This is a genomic window from Bacillus sp. FSL R9-9497 (assembly GCF_038005805.1).
GTDB lineage: Bacteria > Bacillota > Bacilli > Bacillales > Bacillaceae_G > Bacillus_A > Bacillus_A cereus.
Map to the genome: position 1 here is coordinate 1712692 of NZ_JBBOTY010000001.1, position 15940 is coordinate 1728631.

Genomic DNA, 15940 nt, shown 5'->3' on the forward strand with positions numbered 1-15940 from the left:
GTGCCAATAATTGAATAGCGCTCAAAGGCTCTGTCTGTGTACAGAGTGAACGGGATTGGTCTGCCTATTTTAAAGGAACCCTTTATTAAGCTTATATGTGACAAAGAGGGAGGGACGAATACGCCCTCTTTTTGTTTTGCCTTTATAAATAGAATGGGATTGTATAGGTGAACGCTTATTGTGGATACGTATATGATCTTGGGACTTTTTGACTATAAAATAGGATGAAAGCATAGCTTTCTTCTATTTCTTTGGTGAACCCTTATCCGTTTACGAAAACACAGGCAGCGACCTGTGTTTTTTATTTTACGTAATCGAAATGGAGGAATAAATATATGGAAGAAGTATTACAAAGAGCAGTTTTAGTTGGAGTAAATGTAGGTAATGAAGATGATTTTGCATATTCGATGGAAGAGTTAACAAATCTTGCGGAAGCCTGTGATGTAGAGGTAATTGGGCAAGTAACGCAAAATTTACAACGAGTAAATCCATCGCATTATATCGGAAAAGGAAAGATTGAAGAAGTAGCAGCGTATGTACAAGAAATAGATGCGAATATGGTCATCTTTAATGATGAATTATCTCCTTCACAAATTCGAAATTTAGAAGAGGATTTAGATTGTAAGGTAATTGATCGTACCATTTTAATTTTAGATATTTTTGCGCAACGTGCGAAAACGAAAGAAGCACAGCTACAAGTAGAAGTAGCACACCTTCAGTACATGATGCCTCGTTTAATCGGTCTTCGTGAATCGTTAGGGAGACAGAGTGGCGGCGTTGGTACGAAAAATAAAGGTGTCGGTGAGAAGAAGTTAGAGTTAGACCGTCGTAAAATTGAAGAACAAATTTCAGTTTTGAATAAAGATTTAGAAGCGCTCGTTGCCCAGCGTCAAACGCAGCGAAAGCAACGTAAGAAAAATGAAATACCTGTTGTAGCATTAGTAGGTTATACGAATGCAGGAAAGTCAACGACGATGAATGCAATGCTTGAAATTTATAATGGTACAGAAGAAAAACAAGTATTTGAAAAAGATATGTTATTTGCGACGTTAGAAACATCTGTACGAAATATTGATTTGCCAGATAATAAATCATTTTTATTAACAGATACAGTTGGATTTGTAAGTAAATTACCACATCATCTTGTGAAGGCGTTCCGTTCAACGTTAGAAGAAGTAGCGGAAGCAGATTTACTTATTCACGTCGTAGATTACGCAAATCCAAATTATGAACAATTAATTGATATTACAAATGAAACGTTAAAGAAAATTGGAGTAGAAAATATTCCAACGATCTATGCTTATAACAAATCAGATATGGTGGATGTTGAAATTCCGAAAGTACAAGAAGACCGCGTGTATTTATCTGCGAAGAAACATGTTGGAATTGAAGAGCTTGTAGAAATGATTCGTTCCCATATTTATAAAGAATATACGAAATGTGAAATGTTAATTCCGTATGATCAAGGACAGGTAGTTTCGTATTTCAATAATCATGCGCACGTTTTATCAACGAGTTATGAAAATGAAGGTACGAAACTAGAAGTGGAATGTAAGACGAGCGATTACGAGAAGTATAAGCGTTTTGCAATTTAATGTAAGAGGCAACCCAGTTTGTGATTGGGTTGCCTTTTTCTATAATGTTTTACTGCTGAAAGTTACAAGGATGCAAGTCAATGATGGGAGTTAAGTTATATTTCTGGAAAAAGAAATGAAAGCAGTATAGAATAGAAATGTTTCAAAAGTCAGAATTTATTACACCTACTGTAATAAATATATATTTTGTACAGAAAGGAGCGATTCACATATGCAGGCAGTTTCACAAAAAAACACAGTAGAAACACCGACAATATATCGAATATTATTTGCGATTAGTTTCGGACATTTTTTAAATGATTCGATGCAAGCAGTTGTGCCGGCGTTGTTTCCTATTTTGGAAAAAACGATGAATTTATCCTATATGCAAGTAGGGTGGATTGCGTTTGCGTTAAATATGACGTCATCGATTATGCAACCGGTGTTTGGTATGTATTCAGATAAGAAGCCGTCACCATTTTTATTACCACTCGGTATGTTTTCAAGTATGCTTGGAATGATTGGACTCGCGTTTGCACCAAACTTTATTATTGTTATTATTTCTGTTTTATTTATTGGCTTAGGTTCCGCAGTCTTTCATCCAGAAGGCGCTCGTGTTGCGTATATGGCGGCAGGTGCAAAACGAGGGTTAGCGCAAGCGATTTATCAAGTTGGGGGAAACACGGGGAATTCTTTAGCTCCTATTTTTACAGCGCTAATTTTCGTTCCACTCGGTCAAATTGGTTCATTAGGTTTTACAGCATTTGCAGCAGTAGGAATTGCATTATTAATTTTCGTATCGAATTGGTACAAAAATGAATTAGCAACCGGCGCTGTAAGAAGGAAGAAGAGAGCTGCGCTTGAGGCGGAAAATGCAATTGTAAGTACACACATTAAATTTGTTATTATACTTCTTGTTTTTCTTACTTTTGTGCGCTCTTGGTACGGTGCCGGTATCGGGAATTTCTATCAATTTTACTTAATTGAGCATTATGGTTTATCTATAAAAAATGCCCAGTATTTCGTATTCGCATTTATGATTGCTGGTGTGTTAGGCACTTTCTTCGGGGGACCGTTAGCAGATCGATTTGGTAAGAAAAACATCATCGTATTTTCAATGTTAGGTTCAGCGCCACTTGCGCTGTTATTACCACATGTCTCACTTGTGTGGGTCGTACCTTTATTTTTATGTATCGGTTTTATTAGTTCAAGTAGTTTTAGTGTAATTGTTGTATACGCGCAAGAGCTTGTTCCGGGAAAAGTAGGGATGGTATCAGGTCTAATTGTAGGTCTTGCGTTCGGCCTTGGTGCTCTAGGCGCTGTAGTACTAGGAAAGTTAGCTGATATATATAGCCTTCAGTTCATTATGATATTATGTAGTTGTTTACCGTTAATTGGACTTACTTCATGGTTATTACCAAGTGATAAGAAAACGATAGAATAGGGGATGCACTATGAAATTATGTGAAAACGTAACAGAATTAATAGGAGATACACCTGTCGTCCGATTATCTAAATTTATTTCGGAAGACGCAGCGGACGTGTATGTGAAACTAGAAATGTTTAATCCATCACGTAGTGTGAAAGACCGTGCTGCTTATAATTTACTTCACGTTGCAGAAGAAAATGGTCTCATTAAACCAGGGGATACAATTATTGAACCGACAAGTGGGAATACAGGAATTGGTTTAGCGATGAACGCAGCAGCTAAAGGGTATAAAGCGATTTTAATTATGCCAGACAATATGTCAAAAGAGCGTATTAATTTATTGAAAGCATACGGGGCAGAAGTAGTTTTAACACCAGCAGAACAAAGAATGCCAGGAGCAATTGCGAAGGCATTAGAACTGCAAAAACAAATACCGAATAGTTTTATCCCGCAACAATTTGAAAATCCAGCTAATCCGAATATTCACCGTTATACGACTGCACTTGAAATTTACGAACAAATGGATGGAGAGCTTGATGCTTTTGTTGCAACGGCAGGAACAGGCGGAACGATTACAGGGACTGGTGAAACGTTAAAAGAGAAATTACCAAACTTATATATTGCAGTAGTGGAACCGAAAGGATCTCCCGTTTTATCAGGTGGTGTACCAGGTCCTCATAAACTAGTAGGAACAAGCCCAGGATTTATTCCGAAAAACTTAAATACAGAAGTGTATAACGAAATTATTCAAATTGCAGACGAAGAGGCTTTAACGACAATGAGAAATATAGCTAGACAAGAAGGATTATTAGTTGGGCCATCTTCTGGAGCATCTGTTTACGCTGCAATTATGATAGCGAAACGTCTAGGCGTTGGTAAAAAAGTTTTATGTATTGCGCCTGATACAGGTGAACGTTATTTGAGCATGGGGTTATTTGAATAAAAAGGATAGAAACACCTTAATAGTGAATAGCTGCTATTAAGGTGTTTGTTTTATGGAATGAAGAGGGGGAGAAGAACAATGAAACTATTAAAACCAATACATGAATATAGTGAGCATATTACGGCGTATAGACAAGCGTTTTTACACTCAGGGGAACAACCACATGGAAGTAGTTCTTTACAAAACTTTGATTCTCTTGATGAATGGTTTGAAAAAGTGAGTAAACAAGAACTAGGAGAAAATTTACTAGCTAATCGAGTGCCATCTAGTCAGTTTTTAAGTTTTGAAAAAGGAGAACTTATAGGTTTTGTGAATATTAGACATAGATTAAATCCAGAATTATTACGGGAAAGCGGTCATATTGGATATAGTGTCCATCCAAATAAACGTCGCCACGGTTACGCTACGAAACAACTACAACTTGCATTAGCTGAAGCGCAAAAGTTAGGATTGCAGAAAGTATTAATAACTTGCGATAAATCCAATATCGGTTCTGCTAAAACGATTCAAAAGGTTGGAGGTGTGTTAGAAAATGAAGTAGTTTCTTCTCGTACTGGTGAAGTTATTCAGCGCTATTGGATAGAAATATGATTAAGTAGGAATTTGAAAAGGTAATGCAAGCTGTAATATCGAAATAGATAAATGAAATATAGGGGATTACTGCAATTTTAGGGGGAAATGAAATGGGATTAAAAGAGAGAGCGATAGAGATGTCAGAGATTTATAGGAAAAATCCGAAAGTAGAAGCTATTATTTTAGCGGGTTCAGTAGCTAGAAAGCTTGAAGATGAACATTCAGATATAGAATTACATATTTTATGGTCAACACCGCCGGAAGATGAGGATCGTAGGGCCCCTATTTATCATATTGATGGGAAAATATTATCGTATCATCCGTATGAGGAAGAAGAATGGTCGGAAACGTATTTAACGAAAGAGGGAATTAAATTAGAGATTAGTAACTTTTTAACAGAGACAGTAGAGAAAGTAATTTCGGATGTGGTGGATCAATATGATATAAATTATGAAAAACAATGTATTGTATCATCCATTCATGATGGTGTTAGTTTGTATGGAGAAGGGAAAGTGAATGAATTAAAAGAAAAAGTAGCGGCATATCCAGATGAACTAGTAAAACGGATGATTTCAGAAAATCTATGGTTAAGTAATCGTTGGCACAATCGAAAGGCGCTTTTAAAACGGAAAGATTGGCTTATGCTTTATGACGTTATTTGCGAAGTACAAAGGAACGTATTCGGTGTTTTATTTGGTTTGAATAAAATGTACGTACATCATCCAGCGTTTAAATGGATGCCTAATAATGTGGAACGAATGACTATTAAACCTGAAAAATTATATGAACGTATGGCGGACACATTAATAGGGAATCCAGAAAAAAGTGTGCAGGAGTTAGAGTTGCTAATAGAAGAAGTGTTGCAACAAGTTCATACATACGCGCCAGGAGTAAATGTGGATGAGCAAGAAAAATCTATTTTTTGTTTTGTGAAATAGAAAATAGTGATAAGGGGGAAGTTATGGGTTTTTTTAATAGGTTTTTTAAAAAAGTTGAAAAAGTAAATGAGCAAGAAGCTACTCTTCATGAATTAAGTGAAGAATTGTATGTTGAATCACCGGTAGAGGAAGCGACTAGTTACTGGGTATCAATGGCACAAAATATAATTGTTAATGCTGTAAAGGCGGCTGACAATGATGTGGAACGTGCCTTCGTATTATTGAACTTGAAGAAAGGTGAGGCCTCATTTGATATTTTTTATCAAATAAATGGGCAATTGTATTTCTGGGATCAGCTCGAAAATGAGACGATAAGAAATACAATTCAGAACGAGTTGTTACCGCAAGCTCCAGAAGTTTCAAATGCAGTAAATGAGCAATTTCGTGAAGCTGATCACCCTATAATTTCGTTCGCACAATTGCAGTTTGAATGGGAAACGAAAGCCTGGTTCTCACATATAATTTGGGAAGATAACCTTGCTGCTCAATTGCCCAAAACTCAAATTCTAAATGAATGGTTTCGTGTAATTAAAGAAGAAACGAAAAATAGACCACTGGATAGTGATGTGAAATTTTCTTGGTATCCATCAAACTCTTAAAAAACTAATACAGAGAGACAGGTTATGTTTCTAGATGATTTGTATTATTGAATAAGTATCAATAATACGTAATTCTTTTTCTATTGCCTATTAGAATTCGTTATGTACTAATCCACCTGTTTTCTAAACTAAAACTTACATTTTGAATTTTTAAATAGATTGTAATACATAAAAATTCAAAATATAAGTTGACACTATTTTTAATGTGTGATAAAAATGATAGTAATCAATTCGGAAAATAATATTTGGGCAATGAAAGGGTATAGTAGTGAATATCTCCCTATTTCAGAGAGCTGATGGTTGGTGTGAATCAGTATATAGATTATTCATGAAGTTCGTCCTGGAGCATCTTTCATAAATCTCACATTATGAGGAAATGAAAGACGGTAGTTTATACCGTTATCAAATAAAGTGGTGAAGATTTTTCACAACTAGGGTGGTACCGCGATATTTATCGTCCCTACGTATTTACGTAGGGACGTTTTTTATTTAGGGCCTAACTTTGGTGTGGCTTCATAACTAGGGTGGTACCGCGATATTTTATCGTCCCTACGTTTTTGCGTAGGGGCGTTTTTATTTAGGTGGTTTCTTAGTATTCTTCACAACTAGGGTGGTACCGCGATATTTTTGTCGTCCCTACGTATTTACGTAGGGGCGTTTTTTTATTATTAGGGAGGAAGTGAACGTATTAGAAAAGAGTATTGATAGAACAATATAAATACCGAATTGTAACAAAGAAAAAGAGACAGAGAGGAGATTAACAAATGAATTCACAGCAATGGACATCGAAATTAGGTTTCGTATTAGCTGCAGCAGGTTCAGCAATTGGTCTAGGGGCGATTTGGAAGTTCCCGTACATGGCCGGAATTGGAGGGGGCGGCGCGTTCTTCCTTATTTTCATCGGTTTCACATTATTAATTGGTTTACCGCTATTATTAGCTGAATTCGTTATCGGAAGAAGTACACAAAAAGAGGCCGTTGATGCATATAGAGAAATCGCACCAAAAACATTATGGCCATGGTTAGGGAAATTAGGAATTGTAACTTGTTTCATACTACTTTCTTTCTACAGTGTTGTAGGAGGCTGGATTTTATTATACTTATGGAATGCAATTACAGGTAGACTATGGGAAGGAAATGGGGCATACGAAGCTACGTTTGGTGAAATCATTTCCAATCCATATTTAGCAGTTGGGTCACAGCTATTATTCATCCTAATTACTATTTTCATCGTAAGTAAAGGTGTACAAAATGGTGTTGAAAAAGTAAATAAATATTTCATGCCAGCATTATTCGTTTTATTCTTTGTTTTAATCGTTCGTGCACTTACGTTAGATGGTGCTGGAGAAGGAGTTCGTTTCTTCTTACAACCTGACTTCTCACATGTAACATCAGAAGTTATATTATACGCAATGGGGCAATCGTTCTTCTCATTATCTGTCGGGGTAGCCGTTATGGTAACGTATAGCTCATACTTACCGAAAGAAGAAAGCTTACCACGTTCAGCATTTTCTATCGTAGCCTTAACTCTTGTTATTACATTACTTGCAGGACTTGCAATTTTCCCAGTTGTGTTCGCATTTGGAATGGAACCATCTCAAGGACCTGGGCTATTATTTATCGTATTGCCAGCTATTTTCAGTAAAATGGCATTCGGAAAATTATTCTTCATCGTTTTTTTATTACTATTCTTCTTTGCTACGATTACATCAGCAATTTCGATGTTAGAAATTAGTGTTGCATCGTTAACATCAAAAGGTAAAGGGAAACGTGAAAAAATGGCCTTAATCGTAGGGTTATTAATCTTCGTTGTTGGGGTACCATCAGCATTATCATTCGGTATATTAAGTGATCTGAAGATTTTCGGGAAGACAGTCTTTGATTTAGCGGACTATGCAGTAAGTAACGTATTAATGCCACTTGGTGTATTATTAGTTTCTATCTTTGTTCCTTTAAAAATGAAGAAAGATGTATTAATGAAAGAGCTAGGTGTAAGTAAAAATAAAGGATACAAACTATTTGTGTTATGGTTATTCTTACTTCGCTTTATCGCACCAATTGCGATTATTATCGTATTCTTAAATGTACTTGGCATTATATAAATAGAAAGGTAGCGTATCATACAAAGATACGCTACCTTTTTATTTTGCTCTTTTTTGCAGTTCGTTTACCGTTACGAACTGATATCCCTTCTTAGATAAAGAATCTAAAATACCTTCAATCGTTTGTAAATTTTCATTAGACTCATCATACATAGAATGCAATAAAATGATAGAACCTGGTTTTACATTTTTATTAACATATTTAATTTTATCAGCCGCAGATTTATAAAAAGTATCGGGCTCAAGATCCCATATAATCGTTTCGATATTATTTTTATTTAAATAATAGGGTAGTCCAATTAATTTTTTTCCGTTAGGGGGCCTAAAATCAATTGCGTCTGTAAATCCTGTTTGGCGGATTAATGAATTCGTTTTTTCTATTTCATCTTTAATAAAAGAAGGTGTTTTGAAAACCATTCTATTATGAGAATATGTATGGTTTCCAAGTTGGTTCCCAGATTGCGCGATAGCTTCTCCTAACGATAGATTTTTCTCTAATTCATTTCCAATTAAAAAGAAAGTAGCTTTAGCGTTGTATTTATCTAGTAGCGGTAATATTTGTTTTACATTGTTAGTAGGGCCATCATCAAAAGTTAAAGCGATCACTTTTTCATTTGTTTCTACGCGTTGTGTTAAATCTCCAAATAATTGAAAGCTTCTTGCGTTCATCAATTTGTATGTTCCGAATAATGCCGTGATAATAAAGAATAGTGTAACGATCGTAATGATAATTTTTTTCTTCATAACGTAACCTCACAATGATTTTTGATTCAATTAAAAAGTATTATATCAAACTAAGTAATTTCGTGCTTTAAGAAGGGTGTGGATGCAAGGAGAAGGAATTTATCATATAATAAAATACAAAAGGTATATTAGGAGGTGTTTATATGGCGATTATAATTCAATTGCCAGACACTGCAACGTCTCATGCAAAGCCAAGTATGGAAATGGCGATACTTTGCGTGAGGTAGACAAGTAATATACAATCGCCTATATGAGCTCGTATCATTTTTTATATTTGGCTTTGCACCTTATTGAAATGAACCATAAAAAATAAGGGGCGAGCAGAAATGAAATACGTAAAAGCTAATGCTGTTTTACCGGAGAGTTTAATTACTGAAATTCAAAAGTATATACAAGGTGAAACAATTTACATTCCGAAACAAGAAACGAAACATTATAAATGGGGTACACGATCTGGCGGAAGAAAACAATTAGATGAAAGAAATAAAGCAATTAAAGAAGCGTTTAAAAGTGGGATTGCTATTCATCAACTTGCAGAAGAATATTTTCTTTCTGGGGAAACGATTAAAAAGATTGTGTATTCTAAATAAGAGGAAAAGAGTCTGATTCATATATTACTTTGAATCAGACTCTTTTTGTTTTATATGTATTGGATATATGAAGTGTGAACGGGCATGATAATAGAAAAAATGTGCCGTTTTTTATTAAATGCTATACAGAACATTTGAAGAGTAGAAAGGTGAACATATATGAATCATATTGGACAAATAACGATAGAGCTTTTAATTGGTTTTTTTGTTCTATTAATTGCTACAAAAATATTAGGGAAAACACAAATATCTCAGCTAACGCCCTTTGATTTTATTTCTGCAATCGTCCTAGGTGAGCTCGTTGGAAATTCAATATATGATCCTAAAATTAAAGTATGGTCTATTTTATATTCAGTATTTGTTTGGGTAATTTTAATTTATACTATTGAAGTGATAACACAAAAAGTAAGAGGGACAAGAAGGTTTTTTGAAGGATATCCTTCAATTATTATTCGTAATGGAAAGATTGATCGTGAACAATTAAGCGTAAATCATTTGGATATAAACCAATTACAACAAATGCTTAGGCAACAAAAAGATATATTTTCAATCCGAGAAGTTGAATATATGATATTGGAACCTAACGGAAACATAAGCGTTTTGAAAAAAAGTAAATACGAATCTCCTACTGTAAATGATTTAAGTTTAAAACATAAGCCTGTATACTTACCAATTTCATTAATTAGTGATGGAAAAGTAGTTAAGGATAATTTGAGGGAAGCGGGATTTGATGAAGGGTGGCTTTATAAACAAATAAAGCAAAAAGGAATTACTAAATTTGAAGACGTATTATATGCGGAATGGAAAACAGATGATGGCTTCTTTTGTCAGGAAATGCAGCGGTAGAGAATAAGTGATATATGTAATGTTTGTTTCTAAGTTATCTTTTACATATCAAAAAACGTAATCATTGTATACAATAAAACTAGATCAACAATTTGTATGGAGTGATAAAGATGGAAGCGTTTATTAGAAGTGATCAATATAATTTTATAAAATCACAAGCTTATATTTTAGCAAACGGGCATGCAACGGCAAATGATAGAGGTGTAATTCAAGCGTTAAAATCGCTTGCGATTGAAAAGATAATACATGTATTTGAGAATTTAACGGATGAACAGAAAGAGTTAATTGATACGGTATTAACAGTTCAAAATAGAGAAGATGCAGAATCATTTTTAATGAAAATAAATCCGTATGTAATTCCGTTTCAAGAAGTTACAGCACAAACATTAAAAAAGTTATTTCCTAAGGCGAAAAAGTTAAAACTTCCTGATATGGAAGAAATAGATATGAAAGAAATATCTTATTTAAGCTGGATTGATAAGGGATCAAGCAGGAAATTTATTATAGCGAAAAATGATAAAAATAAATTTGTTGGTCTGCAAGGAACGTTCCAAAGTTTAAATAAAAAAAGCATTTGTTCATTATGTCATGGGCATGAAGAAGTAGGAATGTTTTTAGTTGAAATTAAAGGCGATGTACCAGGAACTTTCGTTAAAAAGGGAAACTACATTTGCAAAGATGGTGTAGCTTGCAATCAGAATATGAAATCGCTAGATAAATTGAACGATTTTATTGACCGCTTGAAGAAATAACGAGAAAACCTCTAGTATTTAAACTGGAGGTTTTTATTTTTTGAAGAAGTAAAATAAGCTTTCTTTGTAAATGTAGATTTATAATGAAATTTGATAAAAATATCTATTATGATACAGTTGCTTATATGCAAGGAGGTAAAACATGGATTACCTTTTATCGAAAGAAAAAGTGAAGCGATGGCCCAAAGATATGATAGCGGCGGGGCGTTGTCATACTGTTGGCCTTAAATCGGATGGCACGGTAGTAGCGGTGGGCCGGAATAAAGAAGGTGAATGTAATGTAAGTGGCTGGCGAGATATTGAAGCAGTCGCAGTGGGCAATGTTCATATGGCAACGAACACGGGTAATGCTCATACAATCGGTCTTACATGTGACAGTACTACGGTAGCAGTGGGTTGGAATAAGCATGAACAATGTGATGTAAACGATTGGCATAATATTGTAGCGGTTGCGGCAGGGTGGCGTCGTACTATTGGCCTTAAATCGGATGGCACGGTAGTAGCGGTGGGCCGAAATAAAGAAGGAGAATGCAATGTAAGCAGTTGGCAAGGTATTGTGGCAGTCACAGCGGGTGACTGGCATACAGTCGGTCTTAAATTGGACGGCACATTGACGACTGTGGGGAATAATCGATATGGTCAATGCGATGTAAGTAGCTGGCGAGGTATTGTAGCGGTCAAGGCTGGGTATCTTCATACTGTTGGTCTTAAACGAGACGGTACGGTGACAGCAGTGGGGAATGATAAACATAACCAGTGTGATGTAAGTGGCTGGATAGATATTGTAGCAATAGCGGCTGGTACGAATCATACAATCGGACTAAAATCAGATGGTACCGTGCTGGCAGTGGGCTGGAATGAGTATGGTCAATGTAACGTAAGTGATTGGCGCGATATTGTAGCGATAGCGGCTGGTTGTGCACATACAGTCGGACTAAAATCAGACGGCACGGTGGTCGCGGTAGGTAATAATGAATTTGGCCAATGCGATGTAGGTAGCTGGCGCGACATTCGGTTGCCTGGCAAATAGTCAATTTACAATCAATGATTAGTAATATTATTCTATTTTAGGAGTAATTATGGAATAGGATATGTAGAAAATAATTAAACTTAAATCTACTGAATAAGAATCTCTTTTGAAAAGGGATTCTTATTATTTTTCATAAAATGAGGGTCTAAATGGAATTTTTGAACAAACTATATTTCAAAATTACAGTAGAAGATATAAATAAAGTATAGAGGAGATAAAGGAATGCTTAAAAGGTTTTTACTTTCTTTACCGGATGTTTTACTTATATGTATCGTTCTTTACATAACGTACACAAATTCTTTTAGCTTTGGACAAATGTTAGTAATTTCGATTGCAATCGGAATCATTGGTGGTCTTGTTATAAGGATTGGTAAGGATGTATTTATGTATATAAGGTGGACAATGAAACAGAGGAAATCTTGAATACGTTGTATTGCTGTTAGGAGAAGATGAAATGACTAAGAAAAAGAGTAGAGTGAAAAATGAAGTAGCGCTTTGGGCATTAACAGCGGTTGTTCTCATCATTGTATGGTACTTTTATCAAAAATAAAAACGCATCGTATTAAAAAAGCACGATGCGTTTTTATTATTTTTTTTGCCAATTTTTTTTAATAAAGTCTTCACGACCAGATTCCTTTTGCTCAATAGCATATTTCTCTGGATTCTTTTTATAGAAATGTTGGTGGTATTCCTCTGCTGCGTAAAAAGGTGCAGCAGGACGAATTTCAGTCACGATTGGATCTTTAAACATACCGCTTTCTGTAAGAGCTTGTTTTGATTTTTCGGCAAGCCCTTTTTGTGTTTCGTTATGATAAAAAATAGCGGTACGATAAGATGGACCACGGTCAAAAAATTGTCCGCCATCATCAGTTGGATCGATTTGTGGCCAATATAAGTCTAGTAATTTCTGATAAGGAAAAATAGAAGGATCGAATGTAATTTGAACAACTTCTAAATGTCCAGATGTTCCAGCTTTTACTTGTTCATATGTTGGGTTTTCTACATGACCTCCTGCATAGCCAGAAAGTACTTTATGAATACCAGGAAGTTCATCAAATGGTTTTACCATGCACCAAAAGCAACCGCCTGCGAAGGTTGCGAGTTCGTATGTTTTTTCGGACATTGCTGTAATCCTCCTAAATGTATATGTTTTATATAGTATTATATAAATTGTTTTATTGCGCAATAAAAAAGATTTGAAAATATATGTTTTTTATAAACAAGATCCTCCGCTCACATCAATTAATTGTCCAGTTACCCAGCGGCTGTCTGGAGAAGCAAGGAATGCAGCAGTATCGGCAATGTCTTCTACTTCACCTAAGCGATTGAAAGCGGAAATAGTAGTAGCGTACTGCTTCATCATCGGGTCGCTCAAGAGTTCTGCATTCATATCTGTTTTAATAAATCCTGGAAGTATTGCATTCACCGTTATTCCTCGTGCTCCAAGCTGTTTTGCTAGCGTAAAAGTCATTGTATTAATAGCGCCTTGCGTCATACTATATGCAACAAAATCAGGTAAAGAAATGCGGGTGGCAGCGGATGAAATATTAATAATTCGGCTATTGTCACGTAAACGTGGCAGTGCTTGTTGAATGATAAAGAATGGTGCTTTTGCATTTACTGAAAACATTCTATCAAAAAATTGTTCAGTCGTTTCTTCAATAAAAGCACCAGGACCAATGCCAGCATTGTTTATTAAAATATCAAATTGTGTTTCACCAGTGCGCTTTTGTAATTCAGTATCTAAAGCTTTATAAAGGTTTTCTACACCGTGTAAGGATTCTAAATTTGCGCCGATAGAAAAAGCTTGGCCACCATCTGATCGAATTTCCTGAACAGTTTCTTCAGCGTCATCTTTTCGATTACCGTAATGAACAGCAACCAATGCACCGTCATTTGCTAAACGTTTAGCGATCGCTCGTCCAATTCCTCGGCTTGCTCCTGTAACTAACGCTACTTTCCCTTTTAACATAGTTTCCTCATCTCCTCATAAACTTTATAAGTTTTTCTTTATGTAGTAATGCAAACATACTTAAGTAATATATGAGTGTATGTAAGTAATGCATTCCAATTTTGATTTGAGAAAAAATAAATAGAATGAATTTTGATTTTTTCAAAAAATATGTTGACAACGAAAAGAACAACGTCCTATAATACGTGTAACAAATAAAAGTTAATTAAGAATTTTCTAACTTTATATGTTGTATATGCAAAGAAGAGGAAAGTAGATGATTATGATCGTTTCAGAGAGCTACTCCAAGGCTGTGAGGGTAGTAACAATCGAATCATTGAAGATCACCTCGGAGCATCGCTTGCGAAAGGGAAACTGAGTAGAGGGCGGCGGCATCGTCTCCGGTAAAAGGACGGAGGTCTGATTGGACCTACAAAGCTTATATTTCGTGAGAAGTATAAGGAAGCTGAGTGGTAACGCGAAACTCTCGCCTCAGCAATCAAAGCTACTAAATTGTAGTAGTTGATTGCTGAGGCGAGAGTTTTTATTTTTAAAAATAGAAGAAGAGAATGCGTAGAAGAGGAGAGTAAATGATAAAGATTGTTTCAGAGAGCTGCCCCGAGGCTGTGAGGGTGGTAACAATTCAATCATTGAAAATCACCTTGGAGCACTACTTTTGAAAACTAGTAAAAAGTAGCGGGGGTGTTCCCGATAGAAAAACAAAAGTCTAATTGGACTTGCAGAGCTTATGTTTCGTGAGAAGTATAAGGAAGCTGAGTGGTACCACGATTCCCTCGTCTCAGCAATGGATTGCTACAAGTATGTAAGTAATCGATTGTTGAGACGAGTATATTTTTAAGGGTTATATACTGAATATTCTGTTAAAAATACTCATCTCAGCAATCGATGTAGAAATAGATTGCAAAAATAGAGAAAAAAGAGGAGCGATGTGAGATGGGAAACCAGTACATTTACATGAATGGGGAATTTGTAGAAAAAGAAAAGGCAGTTGTTTCAGTGTATGATCACGGTTTTTTATACGGAGACGGTGTATTTGAAGGGATTCGTAGTTACGGAGGAAATGTATTTTGTTTAAAAGAACATGTGAAACGATTGTATGAATCAGCGAAATCTATTTTACTAACAATTCCAATGACGGTAGAAGAAATGGAAGAAGCAGTTTTACATACACTCCAAAAAAATGAATACGCTGATGCTTATATTCGCTTAATTGTCTCAAGAGGAAAAGGTGACTTAGGACTTGATCCGAGAAGTTGTGTGAAGCCGAGCGTAATTATCATTGCAGAACAATTAAAGTTATTCCCACAAGAATTTTATGATAATGGGCTAAGCGTTGTATCTGTTGCATCAAGACGTAATACGCCAGACGCGTTAGATCCACGTATTAAGTCAATGAATTATTTAAATAACGTACTTGTAAAAATTGAGGCGGCACAAGCAGGAGTGTTAGAGGCTCTTATGTTAAATCAACAAGGATATGTTTGTGAAGGTTCTGGCGATAATGTTTTCGTTGTGAAAGATGGAAAAGTATTAACCCCGCCATCCTATTTAGGGGCATTAGAAGGTATTACGAGAAATAGTGTTATCGAGCTATGTGAACGACTGAGTATTCCGTGTGAGGAAAGACCATTCACTCGCCATGACGTATATGTAGCGGATGAAGTATTTTTAACAGGAACAGCAGCGGAGTTAATTCCAGTTGTAAAAGTTGATTCGAGAGAAATTGGAGATGGGAAACCAGGAAGTGTAACGAAACAATTGACCGAAGAATTTAAAAAATTAACGAGAGAAAGAGGAGTACGTGTTCCCGGGCTGACGGAAAGCTTAGCATAAATAAGGAGAGGAGTT

At 35.6% G+C, this 15940-nt stretch carries 16 protein-coding genes and 2 other annotated features; of the genes, 13 read left to right on the forward strand and 3 right to left on the reverse strand.

Annotation, left to right across the window (positions count from 1 at the left end):
- The first annotated feature begins 335 nt into the window (after nucleotides 1-335).
- The 7 genes from hflX (at nucleotide 336) to MKY21_RS08975 (ending at nucleotide 8158) form a co-directional block, all read left to right on the forward strand.
- Entirely contained in the window at nucleotides 336-1595 is a 1260-nt protein-coding gene (gene hflX / locus MKY21_RS08945; protein ID WP_000393282.1) for a GTPase HflX, read from the forward strand.
- A gap of 211 nt (nucleotides 1596-1806) precedes the next feature.
- Nucleotides 1807-3018 carry an MFS transporter gene (locus tag MKY21_RS08950; RefSeq protein ID WP_001149411.1) on the forward strand — a complete coding sequence of 404 codons (1212 nt, stop codon included), beginning with the start codon at nucleotides 1807-1809 and terminating at the stop codon, nucleotides 3016-3018.
- 10 nt (nucleotides 3019-3028) lie between these two features.
- On the forward strand, nucleotides 3029-3946 hold the full coding sequence (gene cysK, locus MKY21_RS08955) for a cysteine synthase A (RefSeq protein WP_341075967.1): 918 nt from the start codon (nucleotides 3029-3031) through the stop codon (nucleotides 3944-3946).
- Nucleotides 3947-4024: 78 nt separating this feature from the next.
- Nucleotides 4025-4537: a GNAT family N-acetyltransferase gene (locus MKY21_RS08960; RefSeq protein ID WP_000771270.1), complete on the forward strand. Its 513-nt coding sequence runs from the start codon at nucleotides 4025-4027 to the stop codon at nucleotides 4535-4537.
- A gap of 92 nt (nucleotides 4538-4629) precedes the next feature.
- Nucleotides 4630-5457 (forward strand): DUF4037 domain-containing protein, encoded by an 828-nt coding sequence (locus MKY21_RS08965; protein WP_109140120.1) that lies wholly within the window; start codon nucleotides 4630-4632, stop codon nucleotides 5455-5457.
- Between the two features lie 23 nt (nucleotides 5458-5480).
- Complete coding sequence (locus MKY21_RS08970) at nucleotides 5481-6056, forward strand: hypothetical protein (RefSeq protein WP_000505548.1); 576 nt, start codon at nucleotides 5481-5483, stop codon at nucleotides 6054-6056.
- Between the two features lie 243 nt (nucleotides 6057-6299).
- Nucleotides 6300-6521 (forward strand) — a binding site (T-box leader).
- Between the two features lie 299 nt (nucleotides 6522-6820).
- Complete coding sequence (locus tag MKY21_RS08975) at nucleotides 6821-8158, forward strand: sodium-dependent transporter (RefSeq protein ID WP_001088185.1); 1338 nt, start codon at nucleotides 6821-6823, stop codon at nucleotides 8156-8158.
- Between the two features lie 39 nt (nucleotides 8159-8197).
- On the opposite strand, the gene MKY21_RS08980 is transcribed toward MKY21_RS08975, so the two are convergent.
- Nucleotides 8198-8902 (reverse strand): polysaccharide deacetylase family protein, encoded by a 705-nt coding sequence (locus MKY21_RS08980; RefSeq protein WP_341075972.1) that lies wholly within the window; start codon nucleotides 8900-8902, stop codon nucleotides 8198-8200.
- Between the two features lie 326 nt (nucleotides 8903-9228).
- Here MKY21_RS08980 and MKY21_RS08985 point away from each other — a divergent pair, with 326 nt between their 5' ends.
- The 5 genes from MKY21_RS08985 to MKY21_RS09005 all read left to right on the forward strand — a co-directional run bounded on the left by MKY21_RS08985 (nucleotide 9229) and on the right by MKY21_RS09005 (nucleotide 12543).
- The gene (locus MKY21_RS08985; protein WP_000878325.1) at nucleotides 9229-9492 is read left to right on the forward strand and encodes a CD3324 family protein; all 264 of its coding nucleotides are present in this window, start codon (nucleotides 9229-9231) and stop codon (nucleotides 9490-9492) included.
- Nucleotides 9493-9651: 159 nt separating this feature from the next.
- Nucleotides 9652-10338 carry a DUF421 domain-containing protein gene (locus MKY21_RS08990; protein ID WP_001015535.1) on the forward strand — a complete coding sequence of 229 codons (687 nt, stop codon included), beginning with the start codon at nucleotides 9652-9654 and terminating at the stop codon, nucleotides 10336-10338.
- Between the two features lie 110 nt (nucleotides 10339-10448).
- Nucleotides 10449-11090 (forward strand): FusB/FusC family EF-G-binding protein, encoded by a 642-nt coding sequence (locus tag MKY21_RS08995; RefSeq protein WP_000387064.1) that lies wholly within the window; start codon nucleotides 10449-10451, stop codon nucleotides 11088-11090.
- 142 nt (nucleotides 11091-11232) lie between these two features.
- Nucleotides 11233-12120, forward strand: a complete 888-nt coding sequence (locus MKY21_RS09000) for an RCC1 domain-containing protein (RefSeq protein WP_137074598.1) — start codon at nucleotides 11233-11235, stop codon at nucleotides 12118-12120.
- A gap of 222 nt (nucleotides 12121-12342) precedes the next feature.
- On the forward strand, nucleotides 12343-12543 hold the full coding sequence (locus MKY21_RS09005; RefSeq protein WP_000919320.1) for a hypothetical protein: 201 nt from the start codon (nucleotides 12343-12345) through the stop codon (nucleotides 12541-12543).
- Between the two features lie 163 nt (nucleotides 12544-12706).
- Here the strand turns inward: MKY21_RS09005 and msrA are convergent, their stop codons facing one another.
- Complete coding sequence (msrA, locus tag MKY21_RS09010; protein WP_016117574.1) at nucleotides 12707-13243, reverse strand: peptide-methionine (S)-S-oxide reductase MsrA; 537 nt, start codon at nucleotides 13241-13243, stop codon at nucleotides 12707-12709.
- Between the two features lie 90 nt (nucleotides 13244-13333).
- Nucleotides 13334-14092, reverse strand: coding sequence for an SDR family oxidoreductase (locus MKY21_RS09015; protein WP_341075974.1), 759 nt, complete (start codon nucleotides 14090-14092; stop codon nucleotides 13334-13336).
- A 544-nt stretch (nucleotides 14093-14636) separates the two neighbouring features.
- Nucleotides 14637-14876, forward strand: a binding site (T-box leader).
- A 149-nt stretch (nucleotides 14877-15025) separates the two neighbouring features.
- Here MKY21_RS09015 and ilvE point away from each other — a divergent pair.
- Entirely contained in the window at nucleotides 15026-15925 is a 900-nt protein-coding gene (ilvE, locus tag MKY21_RS09020; RefSeq protein WP_000528156.1) for a branched-chain-amino-acid transaminase, read from the forward strand.
- The last annotated feature ends 15 nt before the right edge of the window (nucleotides 15926-15940 follow it).

Excerpts from the sequence above, each read along its gene's own strand:
- MKY21_RS09015 (WP_341075974.1), bottom strand. The coding sequence starts at position 14,092 with ATGTTAAAAGGGAAAGTAGCGTTAGTTACAGGAGCAAGCCGAGGAATT.
- MKY21_RS08975 (WP_001088185.1), top strand. The coding sequence starts at position 6,821 with ATGAATTCACAGCAATGGACATCGAAATTAGGTTTCGTATTAGCTGCA.
- MKY21_RS08990 (WP_001015535.1), top strand. The coding sequence starts at position 9,652 with ATGAATCATATTGGACAAATAACGATAGAGCTTTTAATTGGTTTTTTT.
- MKY21_RS08985 (WP_000878325.1), top strand. The coding sequence starts at position 9,229 with ATGAAATACGTAAAAGCTAATGCTGTTTTACCGGAGAGTTTAATTACT.
- MKY21_RS09000 (WP_137074598.1), top strand. The coding sequence starts at position 11,233 with ATGGATTACCTTTTATCGAAAGAAAAAGTGAAGCGATGGCCCAAAGAT.
- hflX (WP_000393282.1), top strand. The coding sequence starts at position 336 with ATGGAAGAAGTATTACAAAGAGCAGTTTTAGTTGGAGTAAATGTAGGT.
- MKY21_RS09005 (WP_000919320.1), top strand. The coding sequence starts at position 12,343 with ATGCTTAAAAGGTTTTTACTTTCTTTACCGGATGTTTTACTTATATGT.
- MKY21_RS08980 (WP_341075972.1), bottom strand. The coding sequence starts at position 8,902 with ATGAAGAAAAAAATTATCATTACGATCGTTACACTATTCTTTATTATC.
- MKY21_RS08970 (WP_000505548.1), top strand. The coding sequence starts at position 5,481 with ATGGGTTTTTTTAATAGGTTTTTTAAAAAAGTTGAAAAAGTAAATGAG.
- cysK (WP_341075967.1), top strand. The coding sequence starts at position 3,029 with ATGAAATTATGTGAAAACGTAACAGAATTAATAGGAGATACACCTGTC.
- MKY21_RS08965 (WP_109140120.1), top strand. The coding sequence starts at position 4,630 with ATGGGATTAAAAGAGAGAGCGATAGAGATGTCAGAGATTTATAGGAAA.
- MKY21_RS08995 (WP_000387064.1), top strand. The coding sequence starts at position 10,449 with ATGGAAGCGTTTATTAGAAGTGATCAATATAATTTTATAAAATCACAA.
- MKY21_RS08950 (WP_001149411.1), top strand. The coding sequence starts at position 1,807 with ATGCAGGCAGTTTCACAAAAAAACACAGTAGAAACACCGACAATATAT.
- MKY21_RS08960 (WP_000771270.1), top strand. The coding sequence starts at position 4,025 with ATGAAACTATTAAAACCAATACATGAATATAGTGAGCATATTACGGCG.
- ilvE (WP_000528156.1), top strand. The coding sequence starts at position 15,026 with ATGGGAAACCAGTACATTTACATGAATGGGGAATTTGTAGAAAAAGAA.
- msrA (WP_016117574.1), bottom strand. The coding sequence starts at position 13,243 with ATGTCCGAAAAAACATACGAACTCGCAACCTTCGCAGGCGGTTGCTTT.